Origin of the sequence: Saccharopolyspora sp. NPDC049426, from assembly GCF_040676935.1 — a bacterium.
Classification (GTDB): Bacteria; Actinomycetota; Actinomycetes; order Mycobacteriales; family Pseudonocardiaceae; genus Saccharopolyspora.
The window spans coordinates 312,759-327,997 of the sequence record NZ_JBFAPZ010000007.1 but is presented as its reverse complement, the minus strand read 5'-3'; the positions used below and the strand labels follow the sequence as shown (position 1 = coordinate 327,997).

Sequence of the window (15,239 nt, the reverse complement as noted above, 5' to 3'; positions counted from 1 at the left end):
GGCATCCAGACCACACGGTAGAAAACCAGGGAAGCCATCGGGCAGGAAGTACGGATCTTCCCTCGAATGGAGCAGACCTATCATGACGGAAAACGCGCGCCACCACTCCCAAAACTGCAGGTCATGAAGTGTGCTCTCCACGCACGTGGAGGTGGTCCGGTCGAGAAAGGCCCCACTGCGGCGAAACCGGTGTGCTCTCCACGCACGTGGAGGTGGTCCGATCACGGCCTCCTCGCCCCGGCCAGCATCGAGGTGCTCTCCACGCACGTGGAGGTGGTCCGGCGGAAAACCGACTTCCAGTGCCACCAGCGAAGTGCTCTCCACGCACGTGGAGGTGGTCCGGCGGAAAACCGACTTCCAGTGCCACCAGCGAAGTGCTCTCCACGCACGTGGAGGTGGTCCGGACGAAGCGGCCCGACTGGGGACTTCGCTGAAGTGCTCTCCACGCACGTGGAGGTGGTCCGCGCACCAGCGCGCAGCTGGACCTGCTAGAGGAGTGCTCTCCACGCAGGTGGAGGTGGTCCGGCGTGACCGGGCGGCCGAGGCGATCCCGCTACGTGCTCTCCACGCACGTGGAGGTGATCCGTAGTCCTTTCCGAACCAGGGGGCGATGTTTCGGTGCTCCCCACGCACGTGGAGGTGGTCCGAAGGTCCCGCCGCAGGCGATCGACGGCGGGCGTTTGCTCTCCACACACGTGGAGGTGGTCCGCACGCCCTCGGCGTGGTCGGCCGCAAACTCGCGTGCTCTCCACGCACGTGGAGGTGGTCCGCTCGGGAGGTTCCACGGGCGCGCGTCGTCGCAGTGCTCTCCACGCACGTGGAGGTGGTCCGCTAGACCGACCCTGTATCCAGGTAGCGAGGGAGTGCTCTCCACGCACGTGGAGGTGGTGCCACTCGGTGCTGGTCGTGGCTAGAGTGCAGGCTCTCTCTTGATGCTGGATTGTGCCTGCTTCCAGCGGTCTTCGAGTTTGGTCAGCATGTGGTCGATCATGGGCTGGCTGCAGTGCGAGTAGATTCCTTCGACTCCGGGCAGGTGATGGCCGAGTCGTTGGAACTGTAGGGCTTTGTCGACGTGGTCCTCGTTGAGCCACGTTTTGTGGGTGTGGCGGAGACCGTGGAAGGTCAGGTTGGGCTGCAGTGCGGCCCAACCGCGTTGCTTGTGCCCGGCCACTGCTGGACGCCAAAAGCGGCTGCGGAAGTTCGCGCGGCGCAGTAGCCCGCCTCGGACACCGGTGAACACGTGATCGCTCGGCTGTTGGGAACGGTGTTCGCGCAGCATCTCTACGAGGAACGGTGGAAGATGGATTACCCGTGCACTGCATGGTGTCTTAGGCGGTCCGAGCTCGAGTTTTCCGCCATTTTCATGAAGAGCACCGACTTTGTGATCGATAGTAATCGTGCTTTCATCGAGATTGACGTTCCGCCATGTTAGGCCGACGATCTCGCCCCAGCGCATGCCGGTAAACGCCGCTGTGAGCACAAGCGTCCGATGCTCGGGTATACGCTCGACAATTCGCAGGAGTGAGCGAGCTGTGACCGTCTCCTTCGGAGGTGACGACTCGAGTGTCAACTTGAGCCGTCGGCATGGGTTTTTGGTGATCAGGTCTTCCTCGACGGCATCACCAAGGATCATCGAGAGAAGTGTGATGATGTCGCGCACCGTAGCATCGGCGAGGCTTCGGCGTAGGTTCTTCGCCCAACCTTTGACTTTGATGTGACTGATTTCGTCCAGGGGTGTATCGCCGAACTTCGCGATCAGATGGTTGTTCAGGTGAGAGCGGTACTTCAGCCAAGTTCCCTTGCTGACATCGTGCGCCTCTTCCCAGGTCTGCGCCCATGTTTCAAACGTGACGGACTCTTTGCTGCGGGCGACGAAAGTCTTGTTCCGCATCTCGTACTCAACGTCGCTGGCGCGCTTCTGGGCTTCGGTTTTCGATGTGAACCCAGTCTCTGTCTGCAGTTCCCCATTGTGGTAGTAACGTACGCGCCAGCCGCTTCCGTGTACCTCATGCCATGCCATAAAAGTGACTCCACCTACGTAAAGTGTTCGCTAATTGCGGGGTGTGAACATTCACGCTCCACTTCGTGGGAATGTCAAGCGGTATGTGTTCGCCGCGCTTTGGCGGTACCTGCAAGATGAATGAATGGCTCAATCAGCGGCGGTGGGCGCTCCGAGAGCCTTCGTGAACGATGGTTTCGAGGTCCCTATTACTGAAACGAAGATGCTTTCCCAAGAAGGTGCAAGGGATGCTCCTCGAGCTGGCCTTTCGCCGCAACCATGATTCAGGAACACGCAGAATCTGTGCGACTTCCGAAGGTGTATAGAGTCGGGACGACTCGTTCTCCCCTCCGCTATTTCCTACGGCGGGTTCGCACTCGTCTGGTTGCCTCGACATGATTACTGCGCCTCCTGTAAACCCGCTCTGTCGCTCAGCGCTTGCGAAAGACGAGGACGTCTTCGTGAGTGATGAGATGGAGGGGGAGTCCGGCCTTGCGTTGTTTGCGCACGAAGTCGCGTTGAAAGAAGCTGCCGCGGGCCACGAGCTTGTCGTCGGCGACGCGTCCCAGGAGCGCGACGCAGCGTTCGGTGAGGTTCAGTCCGGCGCGGAGTCCACATTCGTGGATTTGGGATGGAAGGTCGATGAGTTCGGCGTTTTCGCGCCAGGGGCGGAGGGTGATGACGACGTGGCCGCCGGGGCGAAGGTAGGGGGCGGTGGCGGTGAGGATGCGGGTGAAGCCGGTGAGGAGTCTGTGGTGGCCGATGTTGGCGAGGTTGCCTCGGTCGAGGGTGTTGCCGTAGCGGTGGAGCCGCTTGTGCACGCCGGCGTCGCCGGTGGTGACTCGGCCGTGGGTGGAGGGGCCGTAGGGCGGTGAGGTGACCACGAGTGCGACCGTGCCGCGAAGCTCGGAAGGCAGAACCGAGTCGAGTTGGCGGGCGTCGCCACGGAGGACGCGCCCGGGTGTGTCGGTGCCGGTGCGGTGGGCGCGGTCAAGGTTGTGCTGGGCGATCTGAGCCCACTGGTGTTCGTATTCGACACCAATGCCGCGTCGCTGCTGGTGCAGTGCTTCGACCAGGGTAGTGCCGATGCCGCACATGGGGTCGAGCACGGTGTCGCCGGGCTGGGTGTAGTGGGCGATGGCGTGCGCGGCGATGGCGGGCAGCATTTTGGCCGGGTGTGCGGTGGACTCCCGGAGATAGCGGCCCTTGCGTTGGGTGACCGGGGCGGCCTGAGCGGTGGCCCACACCGACAGCGGGGGCAGGTGGGTGTCGGTCATCGCTGGGCTCCTTCGGTCCGTGCGGCCGGGTGCGTGTTGGGCTCGGGTTGGCGGGGCTGGGCGAAGACCAGCAGGTCCAGGTGGACACGGCTGTGCACCGAAGGGGCGCCGTCGGGTGCTGGTCGTGTGGATCGTGTGAGCTCCTTCAACGGCGCGAGCAGTGCCACGACGTGCTGGAGATAGAGCAGATCCTCATCCTGCGCGGTCGTGACCACCGCGCCCGTGGGATCCACCAGCCGCCCGTCATGGAGCTGGTGGTGCGTGAGAACCACGAGCACCCCACCCGCGCGGAGCGCAGCTGCGGCCTGCTGAGCCAGGTGCTTGCTCTGCTCGGCGTGGCCGGGTTCGGGCGGTACAACGGCGAGCGCCAGATCGACCGTTCCCTGGGCAACCGGTTCGTCCACGGGTCGCCGCTGGTGTGCGCGGAGCACGCCGTGCAGCGCCGGTAGTTCCGCAGGGGTCGCGTTGAGGAACGCGACTCTCTCGCCCGCGCTGCAGAAGGCCCGCATGATCTCGTCGAGTACTGATCGAGGCCACCGCTGCGGGCCGTGTGCCTCAGTCGCTGTGGGGCAGGGCCACACGGTGGTCGGGGTGGTGTCGCCCGTCTTCGTTGTCGGTTCGCCGGCTGGGCGCGTGGGTGCTGTCTGCGTGCTCGACTTTGTCGGGTCGGTATCAATTTGGCTCGATGGTGATCGAGATTCCGAGGCGCTCATTGCGTTCCTCCGCAAGCCCCTGAACGGTGCGGTCCGTTCGCGGTTGTGACACCTCTGAACTCCGAGTCCGGGCACGTTCGGGGACAGGCGCGAAATGAAATTCTGAGGACGTGGGCGGCGCCTGTGATCTCGGGGAAATTTTAGGATTGATCGCCGTGGGTAAATTAGTTCGATCTTGACGGCGGGCTCGTAGTAGTGCGCGTGTGGTGGGTCTGCGTCGACTTCAGTCCGCTAACGTCGCAGCTCATCGGTCTGCGGAGTGTCTAGGTGGCTCGCTTGTTTGCGCGTGGGTTCGATCTTGCCGACTCGGGTTCTTCTCGTTCGTAGTTTTTGCGTAGTCGTGCGGAATGAATTTCGTGAGAGGCAAGTAGCAGGTGTGCAGTGGTGCGCATGGCGTGATGCAGAGGTCGTTGATTCGGCGTTTGCAGAGAGGTCACGTCATGCGATCCAACTCGAACTCGAAGAATGAATCCGGCGGGCGGGAATTGTCGCCGCTCGCGGCCGCCCGTCAATCCTTTTCGTGGCTGGTGACCAGGCCCGAGCCGATCACGGTCAACGGGTGTGACTTCCCAGATCTGCCCGCTCGGATGCTGCGGCTCGATGAGCTGAGGGACTGCCTGCTGCGCAGGGCCTGCTCGCAGGACACCCGCGATGCGGTGTGGGCGCACCTGGTGTCGGCCTCCCGTGCCGAGGGAGCTGTGTGGACCCTGGGGTGCGTCGGCGTGGCGCTGCCGGCGCTGATCCGGACCAGTGCCGCACTGACCTCGCGGTTCGTGGGCGACACCGCGGATATCGAAGCAGCGGTGCTCGCAGGTTTTATCGCCGAGCTCGCGCAGATCGACTGCTCCCGGAAGCAGATCATGGTGCGCCTGCGGTGGGCCGCCTACCGCGCCGGGCACACCGCGGTCCGCGAAGCCCTGGACACGCCACTGCCAGCGGGCACCACGCCGTCTTCCTCGCCCCCGCCCCGGCCGTGGGGACACCCCGACATCGTCCTGGCCCGCGCGGTCGCCGACGAGGTCATCACCCCCGACGAAGCCCACCTGATCGGCGCCACCCGCCTGGAACGGATCCCGCTGACCGAGGTCGCCGAGCGCTCCGGCGCGAGCTACGAAGCGATCAAGAAGAAGCGGCAGCGCGCCGAACGCAAGCTCGTCGACTACCTCCGCGACGACAGCGACTCCGGCCACGACGACGAGACCACTGCCCAGACGGCGAGCCCTGCCCGGAGCACGTCCGCCGGTCGGCGGCGGTGCGCTGACGGGTTGTCCCGAACTTGCGGCGAATCCGGAGTTCAGAAGTGCGGGGATCGCCCCGCTCTGCCGTCGCCGGCGCCCGAGCGCAAGGAGGACACCCCATGCGACTGAACACCGCCACACCCCACCCCGAACACCGCGCCGACCACGTGCGACCACGCTGCCCACGGCGAGTCGCACGGCGCCCACGGTTCGTTCTCGCGGCGGGGATCGCCCTGGCCGGCATGCTGCTTGGCGCTGCGACCGGTCACTCGGCTCCCGTGATGGTTCTCGCCGAGGCGGCCAACCTCGAAACGGTCATGAACAACGCCCGCAACTGGATCATGGGCATTCTCGCGGTGGTCGCCACGTTGTTCCTCACCATCGGCGGGCTGCGCTATCTACTCGCGGGCGGGGACCCGAGCGAAGTCGAAAAAGCCAAGCAAGCGGTCAAGCACGCCGCCTACGGGTTCGCTGTCTGCGCTCTCGCGCCGATTCTGGTCGGCATCCTCAAGGGAATTCTTGAGGTGTAAACCCATGTCCCATCAGGCCGCGCGACGCGGCACCACCCTCGCGGTGGCCGGAACGGTGCTGTGGTTGCTCTGCGGAGTGATGGCCGTAGCCCACGCTCAGGACATTCCACTGCCATTTCCGGATCCCACCGCACCGCCCTCCTCGGTGCCGGTCGACGCCCCGCCATTGCCGTTGCCCAGCACGGCCCCACCGGCCCCACCCGCTGCTCCTGCGCCGCCACCGGATGGGAATGAAGCGCAGGAGCACGGGTGGATTCAAGAATTCCTCACCGGATGGTTCTGGGGATTCTTCGAAAACATCGCCACCTCGGGACTCAACGCAGTGTTGGACTGGCTGGCGCACTCATTGCTTGCGACTCCTGCACTGCATGAGTTGCCGGTCGTCGGCCAAATCTGGGGCGGCTCACAACGCATCATGCTCGCCTGCTCCGGCCTGCTGATCACCCTGGCTGGATTGAGCGCGATGACCTACCAGACTCTGCACACACGAGCCTCGGTCAAAGAATTCCTGCCCCGCATCGCCGTGGCGTTCACCGCCGCCAACATGTCCCTGTTCTTCGGAGGGAAAGCCATTGAATTCGCCAACGCGCTCTCGGTCGCCGTTCTGGTGGGAGACCCGGGCAAAGCTGCGGAAACGGCCGCAGAATTCACGAACACTCTTCGCGGCCGCCTCCCCCAGGGAGAAGGCCAACTCAGCGAACTGTATGTGATCTTCACCGTTCTCGTTCTCGTCGTCATGATCATCGCGGTGCTGCTCACCTATGTCGTCCGAGTCGCACTCACCGTCCTGTTGCTGATCGCGGCGCCCTTGATGCTGATGTGTCACGCCCTGCCCCATACCGAAGCGGTCGCCTACTGGTGGTGGCGCTGTTTCGGCGGAGTGCTGGCCGTGCAAGTCGCTCAATCACTGGCCTTTGTCGCGACCATCCGACTCTTCTTCCTGCCCGGCGGGGTCACGCTCTTCTAGACCTCGATTGTGAGGTGTGTGATGGCGCAGCTTCTGATCGCGATCGCGATGTGCTACATCCTCATCAAAATCCCATTCTGGATCCTCGGGTCACTGCACAACGGCCACCGTTCGTTTCTCGGATCCATGGTCCGAGGTTTGATCGCCTACAAGACCTTCGGCCTCATTCGCGGCGCCTCAGCCGCCATCGGCCGGCCCGCCGGTGCGGGCGAGAACAAGCCCTCCACCCACAGCGAAACCGCACCCGATCCGTATTCGAACGTGCACACGGCGGCCGGTGGGCAAATGCTTCTCCCACTCGGACGCCTGGCACGAACCCGTCGACCCACGCGCCGCACCACCCACACCCACACACCGCCCACTCGCACCTCGGCGGCACGCGGGCGACAGGCCGCGCTGTGGACCCGCGACGGCAAACCCAGCCGCAACGCCCTGCCGCCACCACTTGGCCCCGGTGCGGTGCCGACCAGCACCGAAGTCGGGCAACAACACATGCTGCCCATCCACACCCGCCACCACCCCGACGCGACCGGCCGCCACACCCTGCACGACAACCCCACTCCGGCCACCACCGATGCGACGCCGGGACCGGGCCAGGGCACCTTGTTCACCCGCACCGGCCGCCCCCACCCGACCGCCCGACCCCAGGCACCCGGGCAACCCGGCATGCGCCCCTCCACGGTCCCACCCGGCGGCCAACACCACCTGCCCCTCATCGGAGGCACACCCGTACCCAGCACGCCACCACCGGCCCCAGCACCACCATCGGCGGCGGTCCGAACCACGCGGGGCAGCGGGCAGCGGCCGTTGTTCACCAACTCCGGCGAGGTCGCCGCGCACGCTCGCCCGCCGCGCCCACGCCGCCGGAAACCACCGGACCTTCCCGCCTACAAGGGCATTCGCCCGGACAAGCACGGCCAATACGCCCTGCCGCTCGACCTGCCCACGACAGCCAGGAAACCCCGTCCCCAGTCCCGTACCCAGTCGGCCTCGACACCGCCGCACACCACAGCCGCCACACCGCCGGAGTCTCCGTCGAAGCCGGCCTCCGCAGCGCCGCCTGGCCGCGCGTCCGAGCCCGTTGAGCCCGAACTGCCGCTGACCTGGCCCGAAGGCGATCGTCCACCGAGGAGTACCCGATGAATGGACCGGCACGCATCCCCGCCGATGTGGACCGCGAAGACCGCCTGTTGGCCGGACTTACTGCCCGCCAACTCACGCTGCTGGCCGCGACCGGCGCCCTGCTCTACGGAGCCTGGGCCGCCACCCGCAGCATCCTGGCGTTGCCGGTCTTCGCGGTCCTGGCAACTCCGATCGCCGCAGCCGCACTCGTGCTCGCCCTGGGCCAGCGGGATGGCATCGCCCTCTACCGGCTGGTCGGCGCGGCCGTGCGGCACCGCTTGTCCCCGCGCCACCGGGTCGCCGATCCCACTCCGGCCGAGCCTGTCCCGGAGTGGCTCGTGCCGGCTGCCACGACCACGAAGGCTCCCCGGCTGGGGGCCGTGGCGGCCCCGGCCAGCGGCGTGGAACCGGCCAGCACCGGTGAGGCTGGAGTCGTCGACCTCGCCGGCGAGGGCATCGCCCTGGTCGCCGCGGCCAGCACCGTCAACTTCGCGTTGCGCACCCAGACCGAGCACGAAGCCCTCGTCGGTGCCTTCGCCCGCTACCTGCACTCCCTGACCGCACCCGTGCAAATCCTCATCCGTGCACAGCGCTGCGACCTCACCGACAAGATCACCGCTCTGCGCGAGCAGGCCCCGAGCCTGCCGCATCCGGCTCTGGAAACCGCGGCCGAAGAACACGCCGAGTTCCTCACCCACCTGGCCGGCCACACCGACCTGCTCCGCCGCCAGGTCCTGCTCGTCTTCCGCGAAGCACCCACACCCGGCAGCACCGACACCGGTCCACGGCGTCCACGACAGCCACGGCGGGGGATGGATGCGGGCGCACGACACGCCGCCGAAGCCCGGCTGCTCCGGCGCGTTAACGAGGCGATCGACCTTCTCGCCCCCGCGAGCATCCGGCTCACCGTGCTCGACACCGCCCAGGCCACTCACGTCTTGGCCGGTGCCTGCAACCCCGACCACACCGGGACCGCCGAGGCGGCTCTGGCCGGCCCGTCCGAGGTCATCACCACCCACCACGCCACACCCGACGAACTCGTCGACCCGCACGGATGGGAGGCCACCCCATGACCCCGCAGCACAGCGTGTTCACGCCCGACTCGATGACCATCGGCGCCCGGCACCTCACCGTCGCCGGCGAGTGGGTCGCCTCCTTCGCCATCGCAGGCTATCCGCGCGAGGTCAACGCGGGATGGCTGCAACCCCTGCTGAACTATCCCGGCCGCCTCGACGTCTCCCTGCACATCGACCCCGTCGACCCCGCCCACGCCGCGAAACACCTGAAACAGCAACTGGCGAAACTGGAATCCGGACGCCGTCACACCGCCGAGCACGGCCGTCTCGCCGACCCCCACGTCGAGGCCGCGACCGAGGACGCCTACGAACTGTCGACTCGCATCGCCCGCGGTGAATCGAAAATGTTCCGTCTCGGCTTGTATCTGACCGTGCACGCCCACAGCGAGCAACATCTTGCCGACGAGGTCACCGCCGTGCGCGCGCTGGCGTCCTCGATGTTGCTGGATGCCAAACCCACCACCTACCGCAGCGTGCAGGGCTGGGTGGCGACCCTGCCGGTCGGGCTCGATCCGCTCGGGATGCGGCGCACCTTCGACACCCACGCCCTGGCCACGGCGTTCCCGTTCACCTCCCCGGATCTTCCTGCCGCCGACCCCGCCGATCTGGAGTCCACCACCGACGGTGTGCTGTATGGCTACAACGCCCAGTCCTCGGGCCTGGTGCACTGGGACCGGTTCGCCGCCGACAACCACAACGCCGTGGTCCTCGGACGATCCGGCGCGGGCAAGTCCTATCTGGTCAAACTCGAACTCCTGCGCCACCTCTACCAGGGCGTGCAGGCCAGCATCATCGACCCCGAAGACGAATACACCCGGCTCGCCGAAGCCGTCGGCGGCACCATCCTGCGCCTGGGCGCACCCGGCGTGACGCTCAACCCCTTCGACCTCCCGGTCACCGTCGGCCCGGATGGGCGCCGTAGCGCCCCCAGCGACGCGCTGGCCCGTCGCAGCCTGTTCCTGCACACCGTCCTGGCCTTGCTGCTGGGCAGCTCCCTCTCGAGTGCCGAACGCGGCACCCTGGACGAGGCCATCGCCGCCACCTACCGCCACGCGGGCATCACCACCGACCCCCGCACTTGGTCACGCCCCGCACCCCTGCTCGCCGACCTCCGGGACACACTGCACGCCACCGGCGACCGAGAGCTGGCCGAGCGCCTTCGGCCCTTCGTCGACGGCGCGTTCAACACCCTGTTCAACGGGCCGACCACGACCCGCCCCGACGGGCACCTGGTCGTGTTCTCCCTCAAAGACCTGCCACCGGAACTGCAGGCGATCGGAACCGCACTCACCCTCGACGCGATCTGGCGCGAGGTCTCCCACCCTGTCGTGCGCCGCCGACGCTTGGTCGTGGTCGATGAGGCGTGGCTGCTGATGAGCCACACAGCAGGAGCGGAGTTCTTGTTCCGGATGGCCAAAGCTGCACGCAAGCACTGGTGCGGCCTGACCGTGGCCACCCAAGACGTCGGCGATCTGCTGGGCAGCGACCTCGGCAAGGCGATCGTGGGCAACGCGACCACTCAGATCCTGCTGCGCCAGTCACCTCAAGCCATCGACGAGGTCGCCACGCACTTCGGGCTCGCCGCGGGGGCACGGCAGTACCTGCTCACCGCCGACCAGGGCCAAGCCCTGCTGTCCACCGGAACCCAATGGGTCGCCCTGCACACCGTGGCCTCACCCGTCGAACACGACCTCGTCACCACCGACCCGGAATTCCTCCAGTCCGCCACCACCCACGCGGACACCGACGACTGGATCGACCTCTAAACCCCACGTCCACAGCCCACTTTCTCGACAAGAGCGGGGGATCGATGTTTCTGCGCGTCTTTCCGAACCTGTGGAACCCGGTCGAACTCCTCGGGGACAGCATCGCCAACTACCTCCAGGACCCCGAGACCGCGATCCACTCCCTCCTGCACCGCCCACTACTGCTCGCTTTGATGCTGGCTGGCCTCGGAACGGTCACTCTGTTGCGTTTCGCACTGCGCGCATATCGGCGAAACAGGCTGATCCACAACGCCAAAGTCGTGACCATCCAGTCGCCGCCCACAGTGGATGCCGCCGGTGGGGCCGCGTTGTGGTCACATCTGGTGGGGCTGCTCCGGCCGGCGTGGAAACGCGCGTTGCTCGGACAGCCCCATCTGGCGTGCGAGTACGTCATCACCCGCGATGGCATCACCATCCAGATCTGGGTGCCCGGCACGATCCCGCCCGGCCTCATCGAGCGCGCCGTCGAAGCCGCCTGGCCCGGCGCCCGCACCCACACCCAGCCGGCCACCTCACCCATCCCCCAGCCCGACGAGGAGCACACCCTGGTTGTCGGCGGAGAACTCCGCCTGGCCCGACCCGAGACGCTGCCGATTAAGACCGACTTCGACACCGACCCGCTGCGCGCGGTCCTGGCCGCACCCAGCGGCCTCGGCCCGGGGGAGTACGTCTGCGTGCAAGTACTCGCCCGCCCCGCCGCCGGACGCCGACTCACCGGCGCTGCGCACCTGCGCGGATTCCTCTTCGACCTTCTCACTCCCGCAACGGCGCGCTCGCCACAGACGAAGTCCACGCGAGGGCAGGAAGATGCGCACACGCGGTTGGAGCGCTCCGCGCAGGACAGGGTCCGTGTCACCAAACAACGCGGCAGCCAGTACGAGACCCGCCTGCGCTACGCCGCCAGCACCACGCTTGCCCGTCCGATCGATCCCGAACAGCGACGCCGAGCCCGCCGAGTGCTGCGCGGCCGGGCCCACACGGTGGCCACCTGTTTCGCGGCCTACACCGACCACAACCGCTACCGGCGCCACCGACTGCACCGCCCCGCCACAGCACTGCGCCACCGTGGCTTCGGTCGGGGAGACCTGCTCTCGGTCCCCGAGATCGCCGCGCTGGCGCACCTGCCCACCGATGAGGCCATTCCCGGCCTGCACCGCGCGGGTGCCCGCGCCCTGACCCCACCACCCGAGGTCGCCGCACCGGGGCCGGAGGTCAAGCCGCTGGGCTCCACCGACACCGGGCAGACCCGCCGCGTGGGCCTGCGCGCCGCTGATGCCCGCCAACACCTGCACCTCATGGGTGCGACCGGCTCCGGAAAATCCACCCTGCTCGCCCAGATGATCCTCGCCGATGCCGAGGCCGAACGCGGCTGCCTTGTCATCGACCCGAAAGGCGACCTCGTCACCGACGTCCTCTCGCGCCTGCCCAAGACGGCCGCGGACCGGCTGGTCCTCTTCGACGCCGACGCCCGCAGCCGCCCACCCTGCCTCAACCCCCTCGACGGCGAGGCCGTGGACGTCACCGTCGACAATCTCGTCTCGGTCTTCCGCCGCGTCTACTCCGCGTTCTGGGGACCACGCACCGACGACGTCTTCCGCGCCGCATGCCTGACCCTGCGCACCCAAGGCGGGATCGCCACGCTCGCCGATGTCCCCCGCCTGCTCGTCGAACCTGCCTTCCGGGACCGCGTCACCGCCGGTGTCACCGACCCCGTCCTGCGCGGATTCTGGGACTGGTACGCCGAGCTGACCGAGGCCTCCCGCGCCCAAGTCATCGCCCCGTTGATGAACAAACTCCGCAGCTTCCTGCTCCGCCCGTTCGTGCGCGACGCCCTGACCGCCGGTGCCTCCACAGCGGACATGAACGCGGTGCTCGACGGCGGAATCTGCCTCGTGCGCATCCCCAAGGGCTCGCTCGGCGACGAGACCAGCCGACTCTTCGGCTCCCTCGCAGTGGCCCGTGCCTGGCAGGCCACCACCGCCCGCGCCGCGACCCCGCAGCGCGAGCGCCGCGACGCGGCGATGTACATCGACGAATGCCACAACTTCCTCAACCTGCCCTACCCACTGGAGGACATGCTCGCCGAAGCCCGAGGCTTCCGAGTCTCCATGACCCTGGCACACCAGCACCTCGGCCAGCTCCCACGCGATCTCCGCGAAGGCATCTCCACCAACGCCCGCAACAAGGTCCTCTTCGCCGCCAGCCCCGAGGACGCCCGCGCCCTCGCACAGCACACCCACCCGCACCTCACCGACCACGACCTCGCCCACCTCGACGCCTACCACGCCGCCGCCCGCCTCGTCGTTCACGGCCAGCAATCACGCCCCTTCACGCTGGTCACCGACCCCCTCCCGGCCGCGATCCCCGGACGCTCCCGCACGCTGCGCCGCCAGGCCGCCACCCGCACACGCCCCAGCGCCCAACCACCGGCCGCCTCCACCGGGACCAGCCAGCCGCCACGGCCGAGCACCGACCCACGCCTACACGAGTGACATCCCGCCCGCATTCCTCGAAAAGCCGTGCCCGACGCACGGAGGTGCTCATGCTCAACAAACCCATCCGGCAGAAGTCACTGCACGGAATACGACCCACACGACGACAGACCCGAGCCGCCAACTCCGTGGAACACCAGGCACGTTTGGCCAAACGCCTGACCAGCCGAGACAAGTGGATCATCCGCATGGTCCACGAACACCGCGTACTCACCGCACCCCAGATCACCACCTGCGCCTTCCCATCGCCGCGCTCCGGAAGACAGCGGCTGCGGGAGCTCTACCAGTGGTCGGTACTCGACCGCTTCCAGCCAACCGTGGATGCCGGAAGCGCACCCCAGCACTACGTCCTCGGGCCCGCCGGAGCCAGCGTGCTCGCCGCCGACGCCGGCATCGACCCCAAGGCCCTCGGCTACCGGCGCGACCGCACCACCAGCATCGCCTACAGCCAACGCCTCGCCCACGCCGTGGGAGTCGGCGAGTTCTTCACCGCCCTCATCGCCCGCGCCCACACCCACGAGCTGGAGCAGGTCTCGGCATGGTGGTCGGAGGTCCGCTGCGCACGGCATTTCGGGGACCTCGTCCGGCCCGATGCCTACGGCCGCTGGCGCCACGACGGTCGCGAGTTCGAGTTCTTCCTGGAATACGACCTCGGCACCGAAACCACCGGGCGCGTAGCAGCCAAACTCCCCGGCTACGCCCGGCTGGCCGCCAGCACCGGCATCGTCACCCCGCTGCTGCTCTGGGCCCCCACCGCCCGCCGCGAAGCCAGCCTCCGCACCCAGCTCGCCAACGCCTGGCGTGGACTCGACCACCCCGAGCACGTGCCCATCGTCACCGCCGCTGCCGACCTTCTCGATCCCGATCCCTCGGGACATCCCAACCCGGCGGAGGCGATCTGGGCACCTCTGGCGCCACGTGACGACCAGCGCCGAGCGCTGCACGACCTCGCCGCGGCATGGCCGCAACGACCACGCACCCGGCCAAGCCCGCAGCCAGAGCACCGCTCCAGCACAGAGATCGTGGCGCCGAACCCGATGCCGCCCACACCCACCACGCCCCGACAGGCCGGTGAACCGCGATGAGCAAGGCCCTCCTGCTCCTCGCGGCTGTGGTCATCGGGTTTCCGCTGATGGTGATCGCGGTGGCGGGCGCGGCGATCACCAGCATCTTCGCCGCGCGCCAGACAAGCTCGTCCACCTGCCTCGTCGCAGGAACCGACGGGATGACTCTGGTCGGCTACGGGTCAGAGGAGACACGCAACGCCGCCACCATCGTCGCCGTCGGCAAGCAACTCCACGTCCCCGAACAAGGCCAGGTCGTGGCCATCGCGACCGCGCTGCGCGAGTCCTGGCTGCGAAACCTCACCTGGGGCGACCGCGACAGCCTCGGGTTGTTCCAGCAACGCCCCTCCATGGGCTGGGGCTCTTCTGAGGAGATCCTGAACCCGGTCTACAGCTCCACCCAGTTCTACACACACCTGCTCGCCGTCCCCGAATGGGAGAACCTGCGCGTGACGGAGGCAGCCGACGCCGTCCAGAAGTCGGCCTTCCCCGAGGCCTACGCCGAACACGAGCCAGCCGCGCGCGCCATTGTCGCCGCTCTGCACGGCGCGCACTGCCAGCCCGCCCCTGCATCAGGCGGCGGCTGGGTCGTGCCCACCACTGGCACATGCACGTCCGGCTACGGGCCACGTAACGGCGAGATGCACAAGGGCCAGGACATCGCCGCACCCATTGGCACACCCATCCTTGCTGCCCATACCGGCACCGTGATCGACTCCGGTCCCGCTAGCGGCTACGGCCTCTGGGTCCGCATCGAGCACCCCGGCGGCATCACCACGGTCTACGGCCACAACAACCTCAACCACGTACGCGTCGGTGACCGGGTTCAAGCAGGCCAGGTCATCGCTGAGGTCGGCAATCGCGGCGAATCCACGGGAGCACACTTGCACTTCCAGATCGAGAACAACGGCCAGTCCGTCGACCCCGTCGCCTTCTACCGTGGCCGAGGCCACCCGTCACTGTGCGACGTGGCAGAGAAGCACAACTGATTTCCG

At 67.4% G+C, this 15,239-nt stretch carries 13 protein-coding genes and 1 CRISPR repeat array; of the genes, 10 read left to right on the top strand and 3 right to left on the bottom strand.

Annotated features, from left to right (window positions below):
* Positions 1-130: 130 nt before the first annotated feature.
* Positions 131-892: direct repeats of the CRISPR family, unit length 29 nt; unit sequence GTGCTCTCCACGCACGTGGAGGTGGTCCG.
* Between the two features lie 18 nt (positions 893-910).
* The 3 genes from AB0J78_RS17995 to AB0J78_RS17985 form a co-directional block, all read right to left on the bottom strand.
* Complete coding sequence (locus AB0J78_RS17995; protein ID WP_363790269.1) at positions 911-2,020, bottom strand: tyrosine-type recombinase/integrase; 1,110 nt, start codon at positions 2,018-2,020, stop codon at positions 911-913.
* A 133-nt stretch (positions 2,021-2,153) separates the two neighbouring features.
* A complete protein-coding gene (locus tag AB0J78_RS17990) occupies positions 2,154-2,396 on the bottom strand; it encodes a helix-turn-helix domain-containing protein (RefSeq protein WP_363790267.1) in 243 nt (80 codons plus the stop codon).
* A gap of 34 nt (positions 2,397-2,430) precedes the next feature.
* Complete coding sequence (locus AB0J78_RS17985) at positions 2,431-3,276, bottom strand: DNA methyltransferase (RefSeq protein ID WP_363790265.1); 846 nt, start codon at positions 3,274-3,276, stop codon at positions 2,431-2,433.
* 170 nt (positions 3,277-3,446) lie between these two features.
* Here AB0J78_RS17985 and AB0J78_RS17980 point away from each other — a divergent pair, with 170 nt between their 5' ends.
* The 10 genes from AB0J78_RS17980 (at position 3,447) to AB0J78_RS17935 (ending at position 15,233) form a co-directional block, all read left to right on the top strand.
* Positions 3,447-3,725 carry a hypothetical protein gene (locus tag AB0J78_RS17980; RefSeq protein ID WP_363790263.1) on the top strand — a complete coding sequence of 93 codons (279 nt, stop codon included), beginning with the start codon at positions 3,447-3,449 and terminating at the stop codon, positions 3,723-3,725.
* A 791-nt stretch (positions 3,726-4,516) separates the two neighbouring features.
* Positions 4,517-5,356: a hypothetical protein gene (locus AB0J78_RS17975; RefSeq protein WP_363790261.1), complete on the top strand. Its 840-nt coding sequence runs from the start codon at positions 4,517-4,519 to the stop codon at positions 5,354-5,356.
* Positions 5,347-5,757 (top strand): pilin, encoded by a 411-nt coding sequence (locus AB0J78_RS17970; RefSeq protein ID WP_363790259.1) that lies wholly within the window; start codon positions 5,347-5,349, stop codon positions 5,755-5,757. The genes AB0J78_RS17975 and AB0J78_RS17970 overlap by 10 nt, the downstream gene beginning before the upstream one ends.
* A gap of 4 nt (positions 5,758-5,761) precedes the next feature.
* On the top strand, positions 5,762-6,724 hold the full coding sequence (locus AB0J78_RS17965) for a hypothetical protein (RefSeq protein WP_363790257.1): 963 nt from the start codon (positions 5,762-5,764) through the stop codon (positions 6,722-6,724).
* Positions 6,725-6,745: 21 nt separating this feature from the next.
* On the top strand, positions 6,746-7,867 hold the full coding sequence (locus AB0J78_RS17960; RefSeq protein ID WP_363790255.1) for a hypothetical protein: 1,122 nt from the start codon (positions 6,746-6,748) through the stop codon (positions 7,865-7,867).
* Positions 7,864-8,919, top strand: coding sequence for a PrgI family protein (locus tag AB0J78_RS17955; protein ID WP_363790253.1), 1,056 nt, complete (start codon positions 7,864-7,866; stop codon positions 8,917-8,919). The genes AB0J78_RS17960 and AB0J78_RS17955 overlap by 4 nt, the downstream gene beginning before the upstream one ends.
* Positions 8,916-10,688, top strand: coding sequence for a DUF87 domain-containing protein (locus tag AB0J78_RS17950; RefSeq protein ID WP_363790251.1), 1,773 nt, complete (start codon positions 8,916-8,918; stop codon positions 10,686-10,688). The genes AB0J78_RS17955 and AB0J78_RS17950 overlap by 4 nt, the downstream gene beginning before the upstream one ends.
* Before the next feature lie 173 nt (positions 10,689-10,861).
* Positions 10,862-13,180, top strand: coding sequence for a type IV secretion system DNA-binding domain-containing protein (locus AB0J78_RS17945; RefSeq protein ID WP_363790469.1), 2,319 nt, complete (start codon positions 10,862-10,864; stop codon positions 13,178-13,180).
* Positions 13,181-13,368: 188 nt separating this feature from the next.
* Positions 13,369-14,265, top strand: coding sequence for a replication-relaxation family protein (locus AB0J78_RS17940; protein WP_363790249.1), 897 nt, complete (start codon positions 13,369-13,371; stop codon positions 14,263-14,265).
* Entirely contained in the window at positions 14,262-15,233 is a 972-nt protein-coding gene (locus AB0J78_RS17935) for a M23 family metallopeptidase (protein WP_363790246.1), read from the top strand. Before AB0J78_RS17940 ends, AB0J78_RS17935 begins: the two co-directional genes overlap by 4 nt.
* Positions 15,234-15,239: the final 6 nt, after the last annotated feature.

Bases quoted from the DNA above. Each gene is read 5' to 3' on its own strand.
- AB0J78_RS17995 (WP_363790269.1), bottom strand. From the start codon at position 2,020: ATGGCATGGCATGAGGTACACGGAAGCGGCTGGCGCGTACGTTACTAC.
- AB0J78_RS17990 (WP_363790267.1), bottom strand. From the start codon at position 2,396: ATGTCGAGGCAACCAGACGAGTGCGAACCCGCCGTAGGAAATAGCGGA.
- AB0J78_RS17985 (WP_363790265.1), bottom strand. From the start codon at position 3,276: ATGACCGACACCCACCTGCCCCCGCTGTCGGTGTGGGCCACCGCTCAG.
- AB0J78_RS17970 (WP_363790259.1), top strand. From the start codon at position 5,347: ATGCGACTGAACACCGCCACACCCCACCCCGAACACCGCGCCGACCAC.
- AB0J78_RS17965 (WP_363790257.1), top strand. From the start codon at position 5,762: ATGTCCCATCAGGCCGCGCGACGCGGCACCACCCTCGCGGTGGCCGGA.
- AB0J78_RS17960 (WP_363790255.1), top strand. From the start codon at position 6,746: ATGGCGCAGCTTCTGATCGCGATCGCGATGTGCTACATCCTCATCAAA.
- AB0J78_RS17955 (WP_363790253.1), top strand. From the start codon at position 7,864: ATGAATGGACCGGCACGCATCCCCGCCGATGTGGACCGCGAAGACCGC.
- AB0J78_RS17950 (WP_363790251.1), top strand. From the start codon at position 8,916: ATGACCCCGCAGCACAGCGTGTTCACGCCCGACTCGATGACCATCGGC.
- AB0J78_RS17945 (WP_363790469.1), top strand. From the start codon at position 10,862: ATGCTGGCTGGCCTCGGAACGGTCACTCTGTTGCGTTTCGCACTGCGC.
- AB0J78_RS17940 (WP_363790249.1), top strand. From the start codon at position 13,369: ATGGTCCACGAACACCGCGTACTCACCGCACCCCAGATCACCACCTGC.
- AB0J78_RS17935 (WP_363790246.1), top strand. From the start codon at position 14,262: ATGAGCAAGGCCCTCCTGCTCCTCGCGGCTGTGGTCATCGGGTTTCCG.